Here is a 22,767-nt window from a genome sequence, read left to right as displayed (position 1 = left end):
GCATAGCAACATGACTACCATCCCCGGTACCGCCCACAGCGGCATGAATCCACACACGTTACATCAGCAGACGAGTCCCAATTCAGAAAAGGAATCCTCAATCCGAGCAGACCTGGATATATTCTTGAATGATACCCTGATCGAACTTCGTCAGGCAGAACATATTATAACCCGTGAGAAATGGCGCTGGTCCACAACTGAGTTAGCTCATCATACCTTCATATACATGCACAAATTCACAGGCCAACTGATCATGAATGGGATCCAATCTCACGTGGTTCGCAAATCAGCTTGTCTGTCCCTACCAGGAACTGCAATTGAACTGTTTAGTGATGAAGAACATGATATTGAACTGTATATCATTCACTTTGATATGTATCGGGCTACGGAGAAAACAAAAGCCAGACGAATCTACGAACGTGAGCTCAGTTCACCTGTTACAGGCTGGATTCAGGGCCCATTTTACGGTATACAGCGCATTGCCGCACAGCTTACACAATTAAGCAATGAAGGTTTGGAAAGGGGCTTGAAAGCACAGCTCTTCCTGACGGAACTGTTACATATGCTCTGGCCTCAAGAAGACCAGACTGACGTGGGGGGTGGGCAGGATGAACCCGAACAGTGGCTCAGGTCCACCCTGCAATACATGCGAGAAAACTATATGCACGAGATCAAGCTGGAGAAGCTGGCTGAACTGGCTGACATGCACCCGTCCTATTACTCACAGCTATTCAAGAGCCGCATGCAGAAGAATCCAATTGAATACATTACTCATCTGCGTATGAACCGGGCCAAGGAATTGTTGCTCACTTCCGATCTGCGTATCCGTGATGTGGCTCGTGAAGTGGGTTACCGGGACGAATTTTATTTCAGCCGACGTTTCCGAAACCATGCCGGTTATGCGCCAACTTCCTATTCGAAGCAGGTCCACCGAAATATCGTGTCGCTCTCCTATCCATACACGGACCACCTGATGACACTTGGCATCACGCCATGCGCAGCTCAGATCCAAGGCCATCTTCCTCATATGCCCAAATCGCTGACGCTGCCCTTCCACGCCTATGAACCTTGGGAACAGGGACGTCAGGCTTTTCTTGATGTGAATCCTGAATTGATTCTGACCAAGGACAATGCAGTTGCCAAAGCGATGGAGCATATTGGCGATGTCGCGCCCATCATCACGATTCCCTGGAACCAGACAGACGTCTTCGGTCATCTGCATCAGATTGCATCCATTGTGGATCGTACCCAAGCAGCCACAGATTGGCTGGATCGACATGAACGCAAGGCAGAGCGTGCACGCAAAAAAATCAAGGAACTCGTCGGGAACATCACCGTTGCCGTGGCCACGTTGACCCCTAAAGGTCCACGGATGTACAGTCATCGGAACTTTGGACATGTCTTTTATCGAACCTTGCAATTGGCCGCTCCTCAGCGCATTCAGACCGAACTGGTTGGCAAATCTCCCGGCGTTGGATTCAATTGGCTGCCCTTTACACCAGGAGAATGGGACGGACTTGAGGCAGATGTGCTGGTACTGGCGATTAATTCTATGCATGAAAAGGCAACACTGTTGAAAGAGATGGCTTCGAATCCACTGTGGAACAGCCATCCTGCGGTAAAAAACGGACGTGTACATCTCATCGACTGGAACTCGTGGGTCGTATATGCTCCATATTCCATCAACATCCAGCTCGATGAAGCGCTCTCTATGTTGACGAACAAACCTTCACTTTTGTAATCTAAAAAATGTCCATCTCCAGAATCTTAATTTATGCCATGTACGGGCCTGAATTAAGATTCTATAATGATCACTAATTGATAATGATAATCAATAACAATGAAATACGTTGTTGGTACCAAAGGAGTGACCCGTATTCAACATCCGGGACTGCCACATCGTCCGTCTAATTCAAGAAAATCTGCAGTGACCGTTGGTCTGACGTTTTTGTCTGCCATAGCCATACTGCTGCTAAGTATGTTTGTCGCAATCTCTTTAGGTGCCAAAGGGTTAACGCTGGAAACCGTATGGGCTGCCATATTTCAGTACAACGCAGCTTTGACACCACATCAGATTATTCATGAGCTGCGGCTGCCTCGTGTCCTTGCCGCAGTTATTATCGGCGCTGCCTTTGCCGTTGCAGGAGCTTTAATGCAAGGCATTACGCGTAATCCGCTGGCAGACACGGGCATTCTGGGCATTAATGCTGGAGCCACTTTTGTCGTAGCACTGAGCTTTGCCTTTTGGCCCGGACTGCCATACGGCTGGATTATGTTTTTATCCTTCCTCGGGGCTGTTCTGGGCACACTGCTTATCTTCCTGCTTGGAATGGCAGCACCTGGTGGTCTGAATTCCATCAGACTGACCGTTGCCGGAGCGGTTATTGCAGCCATGTTAACCTCGCTCAGCACAGGCGTTGCCATTTATTTTGACCTGAGTCAGGATCTGGCCTTCTGGTATGCGGGAGGTTTTGGCGGAATTGAATGGCGGCATCTGAAGTTAATTCTTCCCGTACTGCTCGTGACACTAGTACTGATTATGCCACTCGCCCGGCGTGTATCGCTTATGTCACTCGGTGAAGAAGTAGCGATTAATCTCGGAATCAACTTGCGCTGGACGAAATTTCTCGCCCTCGCAGCGGTTGTTGTGCTGGCTGGTGTGTCCGTGTCGGCAGTAGGCTCGATTGGATTTGTCGGACTTGTCATCCCTCATATCTCCCGCAAACTGGTGGGTGTGGATTATCGACTCATCATTCCGATGTCTTCTCTGCTTGGAGCGATATTACTGGTGCTCGCCGATCTGGGCTCACGCATCGTGAACCCACCCGAGGAGCTCGCGGTAGGCATTATGGTCGCTTTTGTCGGTGTACCGTTCTTCCTCTATCTGGCCCGTAAAGAAAGGAGGGCCTTGTAGCGATGAATTTTAATACACCTTCACGAGGTAAACGTTCGATCATCGTCAGTATCACGCTGCTCTGCATCGCCATTGCCGTTATTGTGATCAGCCTGAATACGGGAACCATTCGTCTCTCCCCAATGGCTGTGTTACAGACTTTGCTGGGTAATGGCAGTTCGGATGATCAGATTGTACTGTTTGATTACCGACTGCCTCGCATCCTGGTAACAGTACTGGCCGGAGCGGGACTTGGTATTGCCGGAGCAACCTTGCAAGGGATCACCCGCAATCCATTGGCGGACCCAGGCATATTGGGATTGCATGCAGGGGCAGCATTTGGACTAATGGTGTTTGTTAGTCTCTCCTTTACGATGGATGGCTCTGTGGCCTTGCTGATCCCGTTGTTTGCTTTTGCAGGCAGTGTGGCCGCTGCCCTGATCATCATGCTGTTATCTTATGATCGCCATAACGGCGTATCACCCATTAAGCTGATTCTGGTGGGAATCGCGGTAGCGGCCGGGTTCCATGCCTTGACACTCTACCTATCCCTGCGTCTGGATGAAGACACCTATTCCTTTGCCGCTCGCTGGTTGGCAGGAAGCGTCTGGGGCCGGGATTGGATTCATGTGCAAGCGTTGCTTCCTTGGGTGGTGTTATGTATCTCGTACATCTGGAGTCGATCCAAAACGCTCGATGCCTTCAATCTTGGAGATGCTGCCGCAACCAGTATCGGGACGCCTGTCCGATCCCAGCGTATTATTTTACTGCTCTGTGCCGTGGCTTTGTCTGCCGTTAGTGTATCCATGGCTGGTGGAATCGGCTTTATCGGTCTGGCGGCACCACATCTGGCGCGTAGGCTTGTCGGTCCGATGCATCGGCATCTGATTCCAGCCGCCGGGCTTATCGGTATGGTTATTCTGGTGACCGCTGATACGATCGGGCGAACGATCTTTCAGCCTAATGCCATTCCGGCAGGCGTGGTGGTTGCCGCGATTGGTGCACCTTACTTTTTGTACCTGTTAGTACGAAGCAAGTGATCTTTTTTCCAAAAAACAATAAAGACATCCAAGAGATGTTCAAGGAGAATGTGACTACCCATGTTAAAGAAAAATCTTATGCTTGTCATGAGTATCTGTCTGGTGCTTGTGCTTGCAGCCTGTGGAACGACCAATAATTCATCATCTGCTTCTGGTGGTTCGTCCACGGATACTTCAAGCAACAATCAAGACAACAGTGCAAATTCGGGAGAGCAACGCATTGCCTCCATGTCGATTCACTTGACCAATGATCTGCTGTCTCTTGGCATTACTCCGGTTGGTTCCGTTATCGGTGGCGAAGCCAAAGGTTTCCTGTCCCATGTTGCTGATCAACTTCAAAATACAACGCCACTTGGTCCGGTTAAAGACCCGGATATGGAAGCTTTGCTTGCCCTGAAACCCGATGTGATCTATCTGGACGAAGAATTCTCCGGTGGTGATATTGCCAAATTCGAAAAAATTGCTCCGGTGCATGTCTTCAATCTGGATGACGGTACATGGCGCGACCATCTGAAAGACATTGGCAAACTCGTAAATCGCGAGAAGGAAGCCGAGCAATACATTCAGGACTACGCAACCGAAACGGAAGAAGTGAAATCTCTGATTCATGACACGATTGGTGATGGTACTGTGATGGCGATCCGTGTTACTGCCAAAGAATTACGTGTATTCAGTACACGCCGTCCCATGGGTCCCATTTTGTATGAGGATCTCGGTCTGACTCCTGCCAAAGGGATCACAGATATCGATTCGACTAAACCGTATCAAGTCGTCTCCCGTGAAATATTGCCGGACTATGATGCAGATGCGATCTTTGTAGTTGTGAATTCGGATGATGAAGCCCAGACCATGTTCAAGGAGCTACAAAACAATCCGATCTGGCAAGGCCTGAAAGCAGTCAAAGCCGGCCATGTCTACCCGATTGGTGCACAGCCTTGGCTGGATTACTCATCTATCGGTAATAAAATGGCCATGGATGAAGCCAAAGAAATGTTCTCCAAAAAATAATTTTCTTACACTCCACACTTAACGTGTGACAATACCAAAAAACCTCTCTTAGAGACCGGAACAGAGTTAGTTATCATGCTCTCTTTCGCTCAAAGTAGAGGTTTTTGTTTTTTTCTTATCTATTTTACTTGTTTACTTTCCAGCCAATCGACCTGGAAATACCTTAAATCCAAAATTAACGACTTGCATTCACTTGACGATATATCAAATCAAACTTAAGATTTATTTAGTCGACTAACTAAATGTGCATGTTCAAAAAGTCTGGTTTTCAGTACCGAGAAGATGGAACGAAGGTAGAAATGGAGTAGATGATATGAACCCAGTCCAAAATGATCGGTTAATGGGACAGCTATCCGAACTCGTGAAACTGAAACGCTACAAGGTTCATGAGAAACTTGTGAACCACCCCGAGTTATACCCGGGGCAGCCCCCTTTGTTGTTCCAGCTTGAACGGGAAGATGGCCAATCCCAGAAAAACCTGGCCGAACAACTTCAGCGCAGTCCCGCAACGGTAACCGTGATGCTCAAGCGCATGGAATCATCCGGTTATGTGAGACGTGAAGCAGACCCGAAAGATATGCGCAGTTTGCGGGTATACCTGACGGATCAAGGGCGCTCTGCGCTACAAGAATTGAGAGAAGTGATTCAGGAGTTGGAACAGCAAGCCCAGAAAGATTTTACACCGGAAGAATCCGAGATCATGTCTGAACTTGCACAGCGTATGCTTCAAAACCTGCGTGAAGCTTGAGGTAATACAGACTTGCGACATCGTTTAAAAGAAAATACTTGAATCAATTGCATAACTCACTAAAACGGATTTTTGTAACTATACCTAGCCTTGATTGAAGCAGCTAAAGGTATTATGAAATTGTTTCACTTATGCTATGAACATTGAGGTGATTCCCTATTGTGGACGTTAAAACGATTCTTGACCCCGTATAAGTCGGCGGCAATCGTCGCCCCGCTGCTCATGGTACTTGAAGTTACCATGGACCTGCTCCAGCCCAAGCTGATGTCCAGCATCGTGGATGATGGTGTACTTGCAGGGAATCTGCCCCATATCATAACTACAGGTCTGATCATGCTACTTGTTGCGTTAATCGGCTGGGTTGGCGGCGCAGGCTGTACACTCTATTCAAGTAAAGCTGCCGTTGGATACGGCACAGATCTGCGCCAAGAACTGTTTGACCATATTCAAACCTTCTCCTTCCGCAATCTGGATACGTTTCAGGAAGGATCTCTGATCACTCGTCTGACCAGTGACATTACCCAGATGCAGACCTTTGTACAGATGCTGCTACGGATGTTTATCCGTTCACCAATGCTAATCATCGGTAGTATCATCATGGCGTTTACGATCAGTGTAAAGCTGGCTTTAATTCTTATTGCGACTGTACCGGTGCTGTTTATTATTTTATTTATTCTGATAAAAGCTTCCTATCCGCTGTTCGCCAGTGTGCAGAGCAAGCTTGATCAGGTCAACGCTGTGCTTCAGGAGAATCTTGCCGGCATTCGTGTCGTCAAGGCGTTTGCACGTGCGCGTCTGGAGAAAAAGCGGTTCAAACAATCCAATGAAGATTACACCTCAACTGCCGTCAAAGCCTGGCGTATTGTCACACTGAATGCACCCGTACTCAGCCTGATGCTGAACGCTACCATTGTAGCGGTGCTATGGTTTGGAGGTTTCCAGGTAGTGGGAGGCGATATTGCTGCCGGGGATCTGATTGCTTTTATCAACTATGTCACGGTTGTACTCTCGTCCCTCACGTCGATCGGCATGATGATGATGAGTTTCTCCCGCGCCAAGGTATCAGCTGCACGGATCAACGAGGTGTTACATACACAGCCGGATATTCAATCCGGAACCGATAACTCCGGGAATGTACAGTCATCCCCGTCTACTCGTGATCAGTCCCGAAACCAAACGTCTTCTCTTCCCTCCCACACAGGCGGTCAAGTGGAGTTCAGAGACGTATCTTTCCGTTATGACGGAGACCATGCACTCACTGACATTAACCTGAAGGCTCGCCCGGGTGAGAAAGTGGCCCTGATCGGTTCAACAGGTTCAGGCAAAACCTCGCTGGTGCAGCTGATTCCCCGTCTATACGATGCTTCGCAGGGTGAAGTGCTCGTGAATGGAGTGAACGTTCGCCACTGGGATCTTCAGGATCTTCGCAGCCGTGTGTCCATTGTGCTACAGGAATCCATCCTGTTCAGCGGCAGCATCCGGGATAACATTTGTTTCGGCCGGCCCGGTGCAACGGATGCTGAATTGCGTGCTGCGGCACAAGCTGCGGCAGCGGATGATTTTATTATGAAACTGAAAGATGGGTATGACACGGAGCTGGGTCAACGCGGGGTCAATCTGTCCGGTGGACAAAAACAGCGGATATCCATTGCACGCGCCCTGCTCATGCGACCGGAAGTACTGATTCTGGATGATAGCACCAGTGCTGTTGATCTGCGTACGGAAGCGAGCATTCAGAAGGCTTTGCAGTCCTTGATGAAAGACAGCACGACCTTTTTGATTGCACAGCGGATCTCCTCCGTGAAGGATGCAGACTGTATATATGTCATTGATGAAGGACAGATCGTTGCCAGAGGCACACATGATGACCTTATGGCTCATTCATCACACTATCAAGCCATCTATTATTCGCAGCAACGGAAGGAGGATGTTCAATTTGGCTAAACCTGCATCTTCCTCCATACAACAAACGGTCGTGCCTCCCATCGGAAGACCCGGACCAGCGGGCAGAGGACCTGTTCCCAAAGTCAGAGCCAAAAATGCTCGCCACGCCCTGATTCGGGTATGGTCGTACATGGGACGTCATCGCAAAGGAGTTATCGCTGCATTAGTGCTGACGGCTCTTGGAACACTGCTCAATCTGGCAGGACCCTATCTTCTCGGCCGCGCCGTTAACGAACATATCGTGCCCAAGGTAACCGCGGGTTTACTGAAGGAATGTCTCCTCTTGCTGAGTGTTTATGTCCTTGGCTCACTCCTGATGTGGGCTCAATCCTATGTCATGATTGGTGTGTCCCAACTGACCGTTAAGGATCTGCGACATGCATTGTTCTCCCGACTACAAGAGCTGCCTGTCCATTTTTTTGATAAAAATCAAAGCGGGGATCTCATGAGCCGGGCGACCAATGATATCGATAACGTATCTACAACGCTGAATCAAAGCGTAACTCAATTGATGTCCAGTGCCATCCTGCTCGTTGGCTCCTTGTCAATCATGTTTGCACTTGATGTACGGCTTACCCTGCTCAGTCTGGTGACTGTACCCTTGATTACCATCGCCACTCGCCTGATCGCGTCAAGAACACGCAAACACTTCACCGCCCAGCAGAAATTACTTGGTGAGCTTAATGGGTATGCTCAGGAAACCATTGCTGGACAAAAAGTCGTAGCGGCTTATAACCGTCAGGATCAGGCACATCAACATTTTGAGAATTTGAACGAGAAACTGCGTACATCCAGCACACAGGCCCAGACCGTTTCGGGTTTGGTTGGACCTACGATGAACGTGATGAATAATATCGGGTTTGCCATACTCGCTTCTGTAGGTGGATGGATGGCTTATCATGAAATGACGTCCATCGGACTGATCGTCAGCTTTCTCGCTTACTCCCGCCAGATTGAGCGGCCGCTCAACGATCTTGCCAATCAGTACAATCTGATTCAGGCTGCAATTGCAGGTGCTGAACGTGTGTTTCACATTATGGATACGCCTAGCGAATACGTAGAGGAACAGAAGAAACAACTGGACCAGATTCAAGGTAAAGTGGTATTTGAAGACGTCTCTTTCGGATACAGTGCGGAGCGAGAGATTTTGAAGAAGGTCAGTTTTACTGCAAAACCTGGTGAGATGATTGCACTTGTTGGACCCACCGGCGCAGGCAAAACGACCATTATCAACCTGTTACCCCGTTTCTACGAGATTACAGGCGGACGGATTACCATCGATGGATGTAACATCTCGGAACTGGAGAAGGATCAACTCCGTCGGCAACTCGGCATTGTACTTCAGGATGCCTACCTGTTCTCGGGTACCATTCGCGACAATCTCGCCTACGGCAAGCCCGACGCAACCGATGAACAGATCAGGCAAGCGGCTGAGCTGGCGAATGCACATTCGTTCATCCGAAAACTGTCACAAGGTTACGACACCCCCATCATTTCCGGGGGAAGCAACCTGAGTCAGGGACAACGACAACTGCTGACCATTGCCCGGGCAATTCTGGCTGATCCGGCCATTCTTATTCTGGATGAAGCAACGAGTAGCATTGATACGCGCACGGAGATGCACATTCAGGAAGCGATGCGCACTTTAATGAAAGACCGTACCAGCTTTGTCATCGCCCACAGACTGAGCACGATTCGTGAAGCCGATCAGATTCTCTTCATTGATGATGGACAGATCGCTGAACGGGGCAACCATGATGAGTTGATGAAGCAACAAGGATTCTACTATCAGTTACATCAGGGACAGCTCAATAAGTCGAACTAAAGCGACTCTGCAAAGTTACTCCATGCCGAAGCGGACCTTAGCGCGTATGGAGCAAGTAATTGCGCTGTATCCTGAATGTGGGAGAACATGTCCTTCGCGTGCGAACAAGCGATCAATATGCCACAAAAGTGGATTTTCTCTATTCCAAATGAAAAGCTCCACTCCGTGCCGGGCGGGCTTGAGGACATCGTCCAGCTCACGGTTGGAACAGAGCAAGAGCGTAAACTAACGAATCTGAGGCGCCTTATTCAAGCTTTTGAAGCTCCCTCAGAAATCTAAAGAACCTGAGACACGTTATATCCAAATAAACAGCCATTTTCAGCGTTTTTTCATGGGATGTTGGGAAATAACGTGTCTGAAGTTTCTTACAAATTAAAGTAAGGACTTGAAGGCCAAATAAGACGTCCTATGTTCCTTAGAAAATCGACTACCCATTCGCCAGGATCAACCGGCTTGAACTTCAGACTTTTATACGCTGACCTCCATCATCATATCGTTTACTTGAATTTGCAGACACACTCTTATATAGCTAAAATGATCTGAACCAATGTAGTCTCCACACATCAACTTATTAATCGAAATATTAAACGCCGCACGGGGTTCTTCTGGACCCATGCGGCGTTTTTATGTTTTTGTCTAATGACTATTTAATTGCTATCTCTGGGTCAGTTATACGCTTTATGTCTCCATTGGCAGATGAAGCGTGAAGGTGGAACCAACCCCCATTTCACTATGGACGGTAATTTTACCATTGTGATCCTGAACAATTTTCTGGCAGAGTGCAAGTCCCAGTCCCGTACCTTCTTCTTTGGTTGTATAAAATGGATTAAAGATGGTGGATAGCGAATTTTCCGGAATGCCGCTTCCTGTATCTGTAATTGAAATGAGCACTGCGTCTCCGTCCTGCAACAAATCCATATGGACCTCACCAGGGTCTGTCATTGCTTCAAAAGCGTTACGAATCAGATTGATCAATACCTGCACAATTTTATCTCGATCCATGATGATTACAACTGGCTCATTAGTCATTTCAAGCGTAATTTGATGCCCTCGGGATGCCGCATCTGACTCGGTCAAAGACATCACTCGTTCAAGGCAGTGACCCAAATGTTCAGGCTTCATGTGATTCGCATGTGGTTTGGAAAACTGCAAAAATTCAGCCGTCAGATCGGTTACTCTTGTCACCTCACCCATAATCACTTCATACCATGGCGCGATATTAAAGGCTTGTCCACGGGAAAGCTGCAGGAATCCCCGAATTGCGGTAAGCGGGTTCCGAATTTCGTGAGCCATACCCGCGGCCAGTTCACCTACAGCCCTTAGTCTCTCGGAACGAAATACTTCTTCTTCATTTTTCAGCCATTTGCTGCGCTGTTGTTGAAGTAGCCTATCCTCGGCTACCGTCATAAAGTGCTGCAACGAATCCGACATTTCCGGGTACAGGGAGATGCTGTAGCTTACCTGGAGTCCTTGAAGCTGCACGGATAGTAGTGACGACATGCGTTCTTCCACATCCTGTATCTCTGGCAAAACGACTGCAAATCGGTCTCCTGCATACCGGGATATGCCATAGGCCTCGGTGAAATGATTGCTGATCATCTGACCTGTACCTGTGATTACCGTACACCAAGGATCTTCTGACTCTTTTTTAAAGCCGCTAAAGTTATTGACGTTCAAAAGGACAAGCAAAAAAGACCGTTGCTCTTCTACTGTCTTATGTAACACCTCCATGTAACCTTCGTAATTCAACAGTCCGGTAAGCGGATCATGCAGGGTCAGGAACCGATTTTTTTCCCGAAGCCTGCGCTTCTCGACCTCACTGTTGATTAAGGTATGATACAAAAAAATGATAACAACCGAGGTTAACAGGTCAAATAACGAAACCAGCAAAGCATATGTATCTACAGGCACATACGAAAGCCGAATCAACGTATATTGCAACATAAGCAGCAACGAAATCGGCAAGGTCTGCGCCAACCTTGGTTTGTCCTGGATCATTGAAATAATGAGCATATAATACAGCATGTTGCACCAGTTCAGTTCACTGAAATAGTGGAATATCCCTAGAAAAATCCACTGAAATTTTCGCAGCACAGGATATCGTCTCTCCCCATAAATACTTGCTACCAATAATGTCGCCGAAAGTGACATTATTGCCATATTAGGGGTAAGCCTGAGAACATAAGAGGACAGAATGACAAGCAGACAACCTAGCGGGAATATCACCATTTTCATCGTGTAACTAAGCAAACAGCCTCGCCCCCTTTGACATAAAACTCACATCAAACAACTTATGTACATGTATTATATCGATTATGATTAGCTGATGTTGTCGATTAGTGGAGGCTCGCCAAATTCGCACGAATGTATAAATTATGAAGGCAATAGGACATATGATGTAATTGTAATCAACAAAAGTGAAACAATTCCTCTTCGCATAGATCAATATTGTGGTACAATACATTAATGGATTAATTTAGGATAAATACTTGGTAATGGAGGATATCACATGACAACACAACGAAAACCACTGGGCCTCGGAACGCTCTCTCTACTCGTACTATTGATGGGTCTCGCCTTTAATTTCCAATGGGGCACAACAAATTTTATGATCAGTCATTATCTTTTTAACTTAATAAACATACCTATTTATAGCAACGGAACTCAAGGACTTCACATTCCTTTTGTAGTAGCAGCCCTCTTCTGGATTCCAGCCTTCTTGATCGCCAAAAAAAATCGTTCACATTATGGCACAAGTGTATCTTATAACGTCGCCGGATTTATGTTGCTCTTATGCATCATTGGACCAGTTATCCCCGTTATCGATTGGATGGTCAATGGTTAAACAATTAAAGCCAGCTCTCTATATCCCGAGGGCTGGCTTCTTTGCTGCTTTTCCATATAAGATGAACAAATTATTTACACGATAACGTAGAGTGCAGAACCAATCTGAAGAAGCGGAGCGTTCGCCTAAAAGCTTTCTGAAAGAAAGCTGCATCGGAAGCATATGCTATCCCCAGATTTTCACTTCTTTAGAAGGGAATCAAAAAATCTGGGGATAACAGCGATCAGAAGGTTGTTCTGTCATCGGAGTGACTGGTGTAACCTCTTGAGGCTCATCTTATTTCTTCGCCATATACTTACGGATATCAAAAGCCACCGCAGCAACAATGATCAATCCTTTGATAATCAACTGCCAGTATGGACTTACACCGATAAACGTTAGACCATAGTTGATGACCCCGAAGATCAGCACACCCGCCATAACCCCGGGTACCGTTCCAATACCTCCTGCCGTTGATACGCCGCCTACCACACATGCGGCAATTGCATCCAGTTCATACATGTTACCGTAATTGTTTGTTGCTCCACCTGTGCGTGCTGCCTCAAGCACACCACCCAGGCCATACAACGCACCGGCAATGGCATACAGGGCAACCAGGTTGCGTGCCACATGAATCCCGGATACATGCGCTGCCTGAATGTTGCCACCGATCGCGTACATGTTTTTGCCTAGACGTGTTTTGTTAAAGATCACCCAGCAGATTAATGCCACCGCAATAGCAATGAGGACAATATACGGGATGGAATAACCCCCGCCCAGATCAATGTATCCAGAGCCAATGACAGTGAAGTCCGGTCGCAATCCTCCGATCGGCTGTGACTGGTTGGGTTCCGTATCAAAATAAATGGAGTTCAGTCCATACACGGCAACCATCGTACCCAACGTTGCGATAAAAGGAGGCACATGTAATTTGGCGACAATAAGTCCATTGACCAATCCCACAAACAGACCTGCGGTAATCCCGACAAGGATCGGCAGACCCACCCATAAGTGGGGCAGATCGGGGAAGAAGCGATTGGCATACTCGTCAATTTGTAGCATCGATGCCGATACAACCGCTGTCAGACCAACCACCCGTCCAGCGGACAGATCGACCCCGCCCGTGACAAGGATAAAGGCGGCGCCGAGCGCAATAATGGCCCGTGTAGAGGATTGCTGCAAGATGTCCCGCAGTGTGGAGAAGGCCAGAAAATTCGGATCGGCAATCGCAATACCAATAATGAGCAGGATCAGTACAATAAAGATGGCGCGTTGTGTTACATATTGTTTCACTTGATTGATCATCTGTGTGTTCATCTGTTTCCCTCCTGACTAAGCCATCCGCTGCTGCGCGGCCAGCCTCATAATATCCTGCTCTGTTGCCTCGGCTCCATCCACGATTCCGGTGAGACGCCCTTCGCTCATCACCATAATGCGATCCGACATACCCAGCAGTTCGGGCATCTCTGAGCTAATCATGATAATGCTTTTGCCCTGACGAGCCAGTTCCGTAATAATGGTGTAAATCTCAAACTTGGCTCCTACATCGATTCCACGTGTCGGTTCATCCAGCAGCAGAATCTCTGGGTCGGTCAATAACCAACGGGCCAGCAGAACTTTCTGCTGATTACCGCCAGACAGGTTTCGAATCAGCGTGTTAACTGAAGGCGTTTTGGTTCTGAACTTCTGCGTCTGCTCACGTGCCTCTTCGCGGCCCTTTTTCTCGTCCAGCAAGCCCACACGATTTCGGTAGCGCCCCAGACTGGCAATGATCGTGTTCTCATACACCGACAACACCGGGAAGATTCCTGTGACCCTTCTTTCTTCCGTGAGCAACGCGATGTTATGACGCTTCGCTGCTGCGGGGGAGTTAATCTTCACCTTGCGCCCATGAATCGAAATTGTACCTGAAACGAGTCCACGCAGTCCAAACAAGGACTCAATCAGTTCTGTCCGCTGTGCTCCAACCAGGCCGCCAATGCCAAGCACTTCCCCTTTTCGTAGCTCAAAGGATACATCACAAAACGATTTGGACTGGCTTGATGTCAGACCCTCGGCTTTTAATATCACTTCACCGGGTACGTTCGTCCGTTCCGGGAAACGTTCGTCCAGATCACGGCCAACCATACGCGTAATGATCAGATCTGTCGTTAGATCCGCAGCATCCCATGTCCCGACAACGAAACCATCACGCATGATTGTCACTTCATCCGAGATCGTCAGGATCTCCTCCATCTTGTGTGAAATATAGATAATGGATACGCCGCGACTGCGCAGTTCATTAATAATGGTAAAGAGCTGATCCACTTCCTTGCCTGTCAGGGACGAAGTTGGCTCATCCATGACGATGACTTTGGATTGAAAAGAGACGGCCTTGGCGATTTCCATGGATTGAATCTTGGAGACAGACAGTGTTCCCGCCTGAGCCTTCGGATCAATATCCAGGTTCAAGTCCTTGAACAGGGCCAGCGTATCGGTATACATCCGTTTCTCGTCCACCAGTATTCCCCTCATCGGAAAACGACCCAGCCATATATTCTCCATCACCGGACGATGCGGGACCGGATTCAGCTCCTGATGAATCATGGATATGCCTTGCTGAAGTGCAGCTTTGGAATTTGGAATATCCACATCCTTTCCTTCGATACGTATCGTTCCTTCATCCGGGTGATACATGCCGAACAGACATTTCATAAGTGTGGATTTCCCCGCTCCATTCTCTCCCATCAAGGCGTGAACCGTCCCCGGCTTTACTTTCAATGTGACCTGACTTAGTGCTTGCACACCCGGAAATGCTTTGGAAACTCCATTCATCTCCAGCAGGTAAGGTGACTCCATCTTGGTTCCTCCCTTCCATATGACCGTCAAAAAAGGGACGCTACCCGAATGTCGGACGTCCCTGTCTCGTGCTGTTATTGGGCGTCGGCGATGTTGTCTTTTGTAATCTTCTTGTATGCAATCCAGACGTATTTACCATCTGTAATGTCGTATTTGGTATTTTCCTTTGTTGGTGTCTCACCTTTGGCAAGTACGGAAGCCAGTGCCACCGTGGCCGCACCCTGATTCTTGGCATCATTAAGCACCGTGCCCAGCATTGTGCCATCCTGGAGAGCCTGAATGGCTGGAGCTGTTGCATCCACACCTACCACCGGCATGGATTTGCCATCTTTGAAGTATCCGGCTGCTTTCAATGCCTCGATGGCTCCCAAGGCCATGTCATCATTGTTTGCGAGAACGGCTTCAATCTTGTCACCATGGGAAGCCAGGAACGCCTGCATTTTCTCCTGACCTTTCACCCGGTCCCACATCGCCGTGTCTTCCGCCAGTGCTTCCACTTCGATTCCGGCATCCTGGATCGCCTGAACCGAATATTTGGTCCGAAGCTCTGCATCCTGGTGACCCGGTTCCCCTTTCAGCATGACGTATTGCAGTTTGCCATCGCCGTTTTTGTCCGCTTCCGGATGTGCTTTCCAGTAATCTACAATCAGCTGACCGGAGATCGTACCGGACTCCTCCGCTTTTGCTCCTACGTAGTACACTTTATCCCATTTGTTCATATCTTCAGCTACTGGCTCACGGTTGAGGAATACCACTGGAATGTTCGCTGCCTTAGCCTTGTCAATGATGACACCTGCCGCCGTCCGGTCCACCGGGTTCACGGCCATTGCATTGTATTTCTTGGACACAAACAGATCCACTTTCTCATTCTGGGTCGGCTGTGCATTCTGGCTATCCACGATATCCAAAGTCGCAACGCCTTCCGCTGCTGCGGTCATCGCATTACGTACACCCGTCATGAATGTATCGTCAAATTTGTAGATGGCGACACCAATCTTTGGCGTTTCCGTACCGGCTGCTGTCTGGCCTCCTGTATCTGTTCCCGTACTTCCACCTGCACTGTCTCCGCCGCTGCTACACCCCGCCGCCACAACCATACATGCCGTAATCAACAGTGTCATCCATGTTTTCTTCATATCCTAATGACCTCCCCCAAGTTCATTCGGCTTCACCGATGTCTTTATTATGAAAGGGTTTACATTAAATTCGAATACAATATCTTCACCTGTTCTATCGAAATCTTCCTCAAGTTAAACAAACACCTTAATTTCTTCATTCAGTATTCGTTCCGGCACTCGTTCCAGCATTGGTTCATTGTACAAAAGGAAACAACAGCTTCTGGTTATCCATCCAGAACATATTGTCTGTACTAACCAGCTTGGTCTCAAGTAACACTCTCGCTTGCACCTGTTGATTGTTCAGCCGCGCAACGGCTTGATTCAATCCCAGATAACCTGCACTGTATCCATTCTGGACGATGAGATGATCAAAGACCCCTTCTTGCAATTGCTCCAGTTGCTGTTGTTCACTGCCAAACCCAACAATCCTTACCTTTTCCGCAGATTTGCGTCGATTCAGTTCATCGGCTGCTCCCAGAGAAGCAGGTTCCTGAAGAGTAATGAAGCCATCCACCTCCTGCTGGTCCAGCAATTGCTTCGCAGTCTGCCAACATCCATCCCGTGTATTACATATCGATTTGGGTTCCGCTTGAATATTAGGATACTGTACCAAGGCTTCCATAACTCCCTGCTCTCTCTGAATAAGACCAGAATTAAGAGGATCGGGGCCTAATAAAGCTACATGTCCTTTCCCTTCCAAAAGCTCCGCCATAGCCTGCCCGGCCTGTCTTCCCGCCTCAACATTATCCATTGAGATGAAACTGGTGATGCCTTTCACGGGAAATTCATCGTTAAGCACAATGACAGGAACAATGGTTCCATCGGAATTTGTTGTCTGTGCCTCCTGAATGATGTCACTAAGTGCCTTTTCACTTAGGGGATCAACCAATAGAGCTGATGCCCCCTGCTTCAGAGCCGATGCGGCGGCCTTCACTTGAGCCTGCTCTCGCCCACTGCGAGACAACGTATGGCTGTTGATATTTGCCTGTTTGATCTGCATCTGACTTCCAGCAGAGTCCAGAATGGCAGGCGTGTACACATCACCATCGGAAGGGTATGCTTCCACGGTAATCAGTTCGGCCCCGTTCTCTTTGGCAGCCGCTTCGGCACCAAGCCGGATAGCTTCCGCAAGTTCCCCTGTCCCAGCTGGCGTAATCAGCGCGATACGTGGCGGTGATGCCGTAGTATCGGGACTCGATAAGACACAGGCGCTGCATATGAGCAGACAGCAGCTTGCAGCTGTCTGGGTTACTAACCGACATTTCCGGATTCCAGGGAAGCTCGCAGCAACCTTTTTCCAAAACGTACGAATGTATGACCCTACAACTCTGTGGCTGTGGATATCGCCCCTATTCTCCTTATTGTCTGTCATTAGGCTCGCCCTCCTTCTGCTGCGATTGAATGGGAATCCGAACCCAGACCGTGGTGCCTTCTTCCAACTCACTTGCAAATTCAAGGCCATATGCCTCCCCATAATAGAGCCGGATTCGGTCATGTACGTTGCGTACCGCTACGCCGGAGCCTGCACCGCTTTTGACCACAGGACGACCACTTAATAATCCCGACATCTGTTCTTCCGTCATGCCGACCCCATTATCTGTAATGCGAAACACCAGCTTGTTGTCCTCACGATAAACATCAACCTCAATACTTCCTTCGTCCATGTGGTACTCGATGCCATGAACAATGGCGTTCTCAATCAAGGGCTGGAGCACCAGCTTCAATGTCAGGCAATCCAGAAGCGTATCATCTGCCTTAATCGTAAAGTTGAATTTGCGCTTGAACCTCATCTGTTGAATCGTCAAATAATGCTGCGCATGTTCCAGCTCTTCCCTGATCGTAATGATCGTCTTACCTTGACTAAGGCTGATACGGAACAGGCGCGAGAGAGACGTGATCATCGTAATCACTTCTTCATTGCGACTCATGCCTACCATTCGCACTACTGAATTCAGCGTATTATATAGAAAATGTGGATTAATCTGAGCCTGCAAGGCTTCCAGCTCCAGACGCCGCTTCTGTTCCTGCTCATGGATGATCTCATCCATCAGGGTGCGAATTTTATTGACCATCAGATTAAAGCGACGAGATAGACGTTCCACCTCCAGCGGCCCTTCAATAGGCAACTCCACGTTGAAATCCCCGCGCTCTACGGCCTTCATTTTACGTTCCATTCGCCGAATCGGACGAGTCAGACTGGAGGATAAGAACAGCGAGACAAGAATGACCAGTACCAGTACAACGACCAATACACGAATGAGATATCCGTTCACTTCCTGACGCGTTGTCATAATCTCATCCAAATAAGCAACACCGACGATTTTCCACCCGATATTGGCAACGGACTTTACGGTATTCAGCCTTTTCTGCCCATCTGCTTCATCTTCGTAACTGCCGGAAGCCACCAAAGCCTGTTCGATATTCTCGCTTTTGAGTCCCATATACATCAATTGTTGCTGCGGATGGTACACGATATTGCCCGCACTCTCATCGATGATATACACGTATCCTCGTTGCCCCAGACTGACCCGACGGCTCAGTTCATCCATCTGTTTGAAATTGATATCGACCAGCAGGATAACCTGCCGATCCTGACCATTTTGCCGTATCGTTATGCCTTTGCTCATGGAAACGACCCATTTATATGGGCCTGTGTACATGTTCTGAATATGAGGTAACGAGAAACTCAGGTGATCCGGCACACGAAGCGCAGACTGAAACCACCCTTGCTGTGTCACATGGGCGCTGGTTTTTAATTCGGCTGTAGGTCGGTTCTTGAGCAATTTCCCCGTGGAATCAAGCAGAGTAATCGAGATGATATCTTCACGACTGCTGAGCAGTGTGTCAAGCTGTTTGTCCACCAGTTCCCCTTCCCATGTCCCGTCACGCAGCATGTGTTCCTCAATGGCACGGTACAGATGCGACATACTGCGGACGTAATCCTCCAGGTTATAACTGACCTGATCCACAATTTGTCTCGTCGTGAGTTCCGCACTTCGCTCGGCAGCCTGCGTGAACTTGTCATGCAGAAGCATCGCCATGATGGTTAGCACCAAGACGATGAAGACGGAAAAGGACCATGTAATAATAAACCGGATACTGCTGACTCTGGACGAACGCAGACGAGAGCGTAATTGAACTCCCATGGATTTCACCCATCTGGACAAGAACTTCATCGGATTGAACCTTCACTTGCCGCCTGGGAAGCCTGTTTACGATATTCTTTGGGCGAGACGCCAATATGTTTTTTGAAACAAAAACTGAAGTAATTGGGTTCGGCAAAGCCAACCTGCTCCGCAATCTCAAACGACTTCAGCTCGGTCGAGCGAAGCAGCTCACGCGCTGCCTCCATTCGGATCTGCATCAGGTACTGCAGGAAGGTAAGTTGTACTTCTTTTTTGAAAATGCCACAAAAATAACCGGAGCTGATATGCAAATGCCCGCACACCTTCTGAATGGACAGGTCCGGGTCGGCATAATGCTCTTTCGTGAAGACTAACGCCTGCTCGACAATATCTTTGTATACATGCTGGCGTCCGCTCGCAATGCGATGTTGCACGAGTAGACAGACCTCCTGTACCTTCTTCTGTGCCTCAGTAAGTCCCGGCAGTCGGAACAAATCCGCATACAACTGGAACCCTGCACCAAAGATGTCTTCCATCGCTTCTCCTGATGCCTGTGCTGCCTTCCATACTGTTGTTAATACTTCAATTAAATAGAGCTGAATATCACTTCGCCCGTGTTCCACTGTAATTTCCCGGAAAATGATCGCCAGTGCTTCCTCCAGCTCTGCTTGTGTACCTGCCTTCAGGCATCGTGTCAGCGTCTGCTGTTTCAACTCATCAAAACGCAACTTGCCCGCCGTCTGTCGCTCGACGTCCGCAATGTATATGATTGAATCTGTCCCGGGCACAAGCCGATAATCCAATGCCAGCAGGGCATCTTCATAGGCATGATTCACATCCGCGAGTGTATCCACAATCTGACCAGAGCCCACCGTAGCCGGGATACGTAAATAGTGGTTGATGCTGCGCATCACATTTTCCAATGCCTTCTGTTGTCGCTTCGCTCCATCTGTACCGCCCGTACGATCCACATAGAGCAGAACAATCGTCTCCTGATGCATAAAGGCATGACCAGCCCCATGCTCCGCCCAAACTTCTGCCGCAATGTTAAGTGCAACAAAGCGTTTCAGCTCAGCATCCTCAGATTGACGCAAGGAACCTCCGGGAACAAATATCTCAGACTGGTCCGCTACCTCGGATGTTGTTGGGTTATGTCGCTGTGAAGGCTCGCTGAATACTCCCTCAGACTTCTCCTTCTGCACATCTCCATCCATATGCAGTGTCAATACGGACACCCCATAACGTTCTCCTGTCAGATCCAATCCGCATTGTTTGGCTTTACTATGAATATATGTTGAGGATTTCTGTCGATGGAGCAAGGTCGCCATCAGATCTGCCTGTAATAAAGGCAAACTGGTATGATAGTGCTCACGCAGCTGCTGTACATCTTCACGCTCAGCCACTTCAGCCGCCATCTGGGCGCGCAGTCTTGTGAGCAGTTCGGTGAGATGCCCTGCCGAGAACGGCTTCAGCAGATATTCATCCACACTTAACGAGATGGCTTGCCTCGCATAATCAAATTCATCATATCCAGTCAAAATGACCACCTTCACGAGTGGATTACGTTTCCTCAATCTTTGTGCGAGTTCCAGACCATTCATGAATGGCATGCTGATATCCGTCACCACAATGTCCGGCTCCACCCGCTCCGCCATCTCCAATGCTTCCCGCCCATTCTCAGCCAAACCGACAATCCGCAGATCGAGCGCTTCCCAATCGACCTCTACAACAAGTCCTTCACGCACATCTTCTTCATCATCCACCAGCAGTACCCGGTACACGTTTGGATTCCTCCCTTTTGATGACGGCCTTATGCCCTATCAACGAATATATATGTAGCATTGTGAATCATTTGATTTCTTTCTGTCACCGAATTGAAGCAAAATGCACAGGATCATGTTGATCTGTTCCAAGGTTGCCATCATAATATACAATATTATCAGGGATATGTAATCGCTTTCTTTGTTAGAGGTAAGGCAACCCTGTCGGGCAGTGCCTAAGTGAAATGTGAAGGATCGTATATGAATGCTAAAGGTAGGTTAAAGTAATACAAACACGGAAAATTTCGAAGTACTTCTAATTAAGAGGTGTTTTGATTCTGACTATAATTCAGAATTCATTCTTGTTCTTTACGATGATTCGTACTTAATGCTTTAAAATAAATCATTGTTGTATCTGGGTTGGTGTGTCCCATTATCTCGGCCAAACGGTGCAGTGGCGTATGCTCAGCCATGGCGTAGCCAAAACGATGACGCAGGTCGTGTGAACTCAGTCCTTCCAGCCCTGCTGTTATCATTACTTTTTTAATCAGGTGACGCAATGCTCTCTCCGTTAAACGATCATTTGTCTTCTCTGAAGGAAAAAGATACGCACGATCGGTAGCAAGATCAGATAAGTACTGATTCAACATGACAACACACTGCATATTCATAGGGATCTTACGTTGCACGTTGCGTTTATCGGCGCTCACTGTCAGGTGACCGCTTCGTCTACCAAGTTCGATATCATGAGGCTTGAGGTTGCATACTTCCATCGTTCGCAAGCCCGTGTGAAACATAAGGGTCAGGATGGTCTGATCACGAAGGGAATTACCGTACTCCACTGCTGCGAGGAATGCCTGCTCTTCTTCCAATGTCATTCGGCGTGGACTTACTTTGTCTTCCGGAATGAATTTTAATGGTTTGGAAGGGTCATGACTGAGCCTGGATTCCAAGACAGCCCATTTGAAAAAACGCTTCAGCGTAATCAATCTCCGGTTAATGGTGGCTGGTTTCAATAACATAACTTGGTGAGCATCTTCACGATAACTGACTAAAGTGGATGTATCCACATCTTCAATTCGCAGTGAAAACTCTGCGCTGAGCATGGTGCTTTCCTTGTACCATTCGATAAAGTGCTTCAGATCACTTGCATATTCCTTCACGGTTTTGGGATGCAATTCCCCCTCTTTAGCAAGCATATGTATGAATTCCTCTACTGTCGGTTCCCGCTGCACCGAAACCCCTGATGACTGATTCATTAGAAAATACCTCCAAATCTTGACTTATATTAGCGGACATGGTATTATCATATTAATCGATACATTAGCGGACATCAAGTTCGTGGTTTAAATGCACCAGGTGAGTGTCAATTTTAAATTATACTCGTCATAATGATCGGCTAAAAACTTATTTTTTGGAGGAATCACATGCAAACAGGTACAGTGAAATGGTTCAACGCGGATAAAGGATTCGGCTTTATCGAAACTGAAGAAGGAACAGATGTATTCGTTCATTTCAGTGCAATTCAAGGTGAAGGTTACAAATCTTTGGACGAAGGTCAACGCGTTCAATTTGAAGTAACTCAAGGTAACCGTGGACCACAAGCTGAGAACGTTACTAAACTTTAATTATATGAAAGCTGCC

Annotated in this window: 17 protein-coding genes; 9 read left to right on the top strand and 8 right to left on the bottom strand. The window is 48.0% G+C overall.

The window, feature by feature from the left end:
- Positions 1-10: 10 nt before the first annotated feature.
- From MKY01_RS05780 to MKY01_RS05750, 7 genes are all read left to right on the top strand, one after another.
- Complete coding sequence (locus MKY01_RS05780) at positions 11-1,741, top strand: AraC family transcriptional regulator (RefSeq protein WP_282319215.1); 1,731 nt, start codon at positions 11-13, stop codon at positions 1,739-1,741.
- A gap of 99 nt (positions 1,742-1,840) precedes the next feature.
- Positions 1,841-2,914 carry an iron ABC transporter permease gene (locus MKY01_RS05775; protein ID WP_339285816.1) on the top strand — a complete coding sequence of 358 codons (1,074 nt, stop codon included), beginning with the start codon at positions 1,841-1,843 and terminating at the stop codon, positions 2,912-2,914.
- A 2-nt stretch (positions 2,915-2,916) separates the two neighbouring features.
- Complete coding sequence (locus MKY01_RS05770; protein WP_282319216.1) at positions 2,917-3,933, top strand: iron ABC transporter permease; 1,017 nt, start codon at positions 2,917-2,919, stop codon at positions 3,931-3,933.
- 60 nt (positions 3,934-3,993) lie between these two features.
- Positions 3,994-4,941 carry an iron-hydroxamate ABC transporter substrate-binding protein gene (locus tag MKY01_RS05765; protein WP_282319217.1) on the top strand — a complete coding sequence of 316 codons (948 nt, stop codon included), beginning with the start codon at positions 3,994-3,996 and terminating at the stop codon, positions 4,939-4,941.
- A gap of 313 nt (positions 4,942-5,254) precedes the next feature.
- On the top strand, positions 5,255-5,689 hold the full coding sequence (locus MKY01_RS05760; protein ID WP_076253351.1) for a MarR family transcriptional regulator: 435 nt from the start codon (positions 5,255-5,257) through the stop codon (positions 5,687-5,689).
- A 159-nt stretch (positions 5,690-5,848) separates the two neighbouring features.
- Positions 5,849-7,633 carry an ABC transporter ATP-binding protein gene (locus MKY01_RS05755; protein WP_339285813.1) on the top strand — a complete coding sequence of 595 codons (1,785 nt, stop codon included), beginning with the start codon at positions 5,849-5,851 and terminating at the stop codon, positions 7,631-7,633.
- Positions 7,626-9,458, top strand: a complete 1,833-nt coding sequence (locus tag MKY01_RS05750) for an ABC transporter ATP-binding protein (protein WP_339285812.1) — start codon at positions 7,626-7,628, stop codon at positions 9,456-9,458. The genes MKY01_RS05755 and MKY01_RS05750 overlap by 8 nt, the downstream gene beginning before the upstream one ends.
- A 678-nt stretch (positions 9,459-10,136) precedes the next feature.
- Here MKY01_RS05750 and MKY01_RS05745 read toward each other — a convergent pair.
- Positions 10,137-11,552: an ATP-binding protein gene (locus MKY01_RS05745; RefSeq protein WP_051449843.1), complete on the bottom strand. Its 1,416-nt coding sequence runs from the start codon at positions 11,550-11,552 to the stop codon at positions 10,137-10,139.
- Positions 11,553-11,967: 415 nt separating this feature from the next.
- Here MKY01_RS05745 and MKY01_RS05740 point away from each other — a divergent pair, with 415 nt between their 5' ends.
- The gene (locus tag MKY01_RS05740; protein WP_036606384.1) at positions 11,968-12,303 is read left to right on the top strand and encodes a hypothetical protein; all 336 of its coding nucleotides are present in this window, start codon (positions 11,968-11,970) and stop codon (positions 12,301-12,303) included.
- A gap of 276 nt (positions 12,304-12,579) precedes the next feature.
- On the opposite strand, the gene mglC is transcribed toward MKY01_RS05740, so the two are convergent.
- From mglC to MKY01_RS05705, 7 genes are all read right to left on the bottom strand, one after another.
- Positions 12,580-13,599 carry a galactose/methyl galactoside ABC transporter permease MglC gene (gene mglC / locus MKY01_RS05735; protein WP_017690326.1) on the bottom strand — a complete coding sequence of 340 codons (1,020 nt, stop codon included), beginning with the start codon at positions 13,597-13,599 and terminating at the stop codon, positions 12,580-12,582.
- A gap of 15 nt (positions 13,600-13,614) precedes the next feature.
- Complete coding sequence (locus MKY01_RS05730) at positions 13,615-15,120, bottom strand: sugar ABC transporter ATP-binding protein (protein ID WP_339285809.1); 1,506 nt, start codon at positions 15,118-15,120, stop codon at positions 13,615-13,617.
- 74 nt (positions 15,121-15,194) lie between these two features.
- On the bottom strand, positions 15,195-16,256 hold the full coding sequence (locus MKY01_RS05725; RefSeq protein ID WP_036606548.1) for a galactose ABC transporter substrate-binding protein: 1,062 nt from the start codon (positions 16,254-16,256) through the stop codon (positions 15,195-15,197).
- A 175-nt stretch (positions 16,257-16,431) separates the two neighbouring features.
- Positions 16,432-17,610, bottom strand: a complete 1,179-nt coding sequence (locus MKY01_RS05720) for a substrate-binding domain-containing protein (RefSeq protein ID WP_339285808.1) — start codon at positions 17,608-17,610, stop codon at positions 16,432-16,434.
- Positions 17,597-19,384 carry a sensor histidine kinase gene (locus tag MKY01_RS05715; protein WP_282322229.1) on the bottom strand — a complete coding sequence of 596 codons (1,788 nt, stop codon included), beginning with the start codon at positions 19,382-19,384 and terminating at the stop codon, positions 17,597-17,599. Before MKY01_RS05715 ends, MKY01_RS05720 begins: the two co-directional genes overlap by 14 nt.
- A 26-nt stretch (positions 19,385-19,410) precedes the next feature.
- On the bottom strand, positions 19,411-21,144 hold the full coding sequence (locus tag MKY01_RS05710) for a response regulator (RefSeq protein WP_339285806.1): 1,734 nt from the start codon (positions 21,142-21,144) through the stop codon (positions 19,411-19,413).
- A gap of 335 nt (positions 21,145-21,479) precedes the next feature.
- Positions 21,480-22,382 carry a tyrosine-type recombinase/integrase gene (locus MKY01_RS05705; RefSeq protein ID WP_339285804.1) on the bottom strand — a complete coding sequence of 301 codons (903 nt, stop codon included), beginning with the start codon at positions 22,380-22,382 and terminating at the stop codon, positions 21,480-21,482.
- A gap of 168 nt (positions 22,383-22,550) precedes the next feature.
- Here MKY01_RS05705 and MKY01_RS05700 point away from each other — a divergent pair, with 168 nt between their 5' ends.
- A complete protein-coding gene (locus tag MKY01_RS05700) occupies positions 22,551-22,751 on the top strand; it encodes a cold-shock protein (RefSeq protein ID WP_017690333.1) in 201 nt (66 codons plus the stop codon).
- The last annotated feature ends 16 nt before the right edge of the window (positions 22,752-22,767 follow it).

This window comes from Paenibacillus sp. FSL R5-0486 (assembly GCF_037975155.1).
In the GTDB taxonomy this organism is placed as follows: Bacteria; Bacillota; Bacilli; order Paenibacillales; family Paenibacillaceae; genus Paenibacillus; species Paenibacillus amylolyticus.
This window is presented reverse-complemented; position numbering and strand designations above follow the sequence as displayed.

Coding starts and splice junctions, on each gene's coding strand:
- MKY01_RS05780 (WP_282319215.1), top strand. CDS start 11: ATGACTACCATCCCCGGTACCGCCCACAGCGGCATGAATCCACACACG.
- MKY01_RS05775 (WP_339285816.1), top strand. CDS start 1,841: ATGAAATACGTTGTTGGTACCAAAGGAGTGACCCGTATTCAACATCCG.
- MKY01_RS05770 (WP_282319216.1), top strand. CDS start 2,917: ATGAATTTTAATACACCTTCACGAGGTAAACGTTCGATCATCGTCAGT.
- MKY01_RS05765 (WP_282319217.1), top strand. CDS start 3,994: ATGTTAAAGAAAAATCTTATGCTTGTCATGAGTATCTGTCTGGTGCTT.
- MKY01_RS05760 (WP_076253351.1), top strand. CDS start 5,255: ATGAACCCAGTCCAAAATGATCGGTTAATGGGACAGCTATCCGAACTC.
- MKY01_RS05740 (WP_036606384.1), top strand. CDS start 11,968: ATGACAACACAACGAAAACCACTGGGCCTCGGAACGCTCTCTCTACTC.
- mglC (WP_017690326.1), bottom strand. CDS start 13,599: ATGAACACACAGATGATCAATCAAGTGAAACAATATGTAACACAACGC.
- MKY01_RS05730 (WP_339285809.1), bottom strand. CDS start 15,120: ATGGAGTCACCTTACCTGCTGGAGATGAATGGAGTTTCCAAAGCATTT.
- MKY01_RS05725 (WP_036606548.1), bottom strand. CDS start 16,256: ATGAAGAAAACATGGATGACACTGTTGATTACGGCATGTATGGTTGTG.
- MKY01_RS05720 (WP_339285808.1), bottom strand. CDS start 17,610: ATGACAGACAATAAGGAGAATAGGGGCGATATCCACAGCCACAGAGTT.
- MKY01_RS05715 (WP_282322229.1), bottom strand. CDS start 19,384: ATGGGAGTTCAATTACGCTCTCGTCTGCGTTCGTCCAGAGTCAGCAGT.
- MKY01_RS05705 (WP_339285804.1), bottom strand. CDS start 22,382: ATGAATCAGTCATCAGGGGTTTCGGTGCAGCGGGAACCGACAGTAGAG.
- MKY01_RS05700 (WP_017690333.1), top strand. CDS start 22,551: ATGCAAACAGGTACAGTGAAATGGTTCAACGCGGATAAAGGATTCGGC.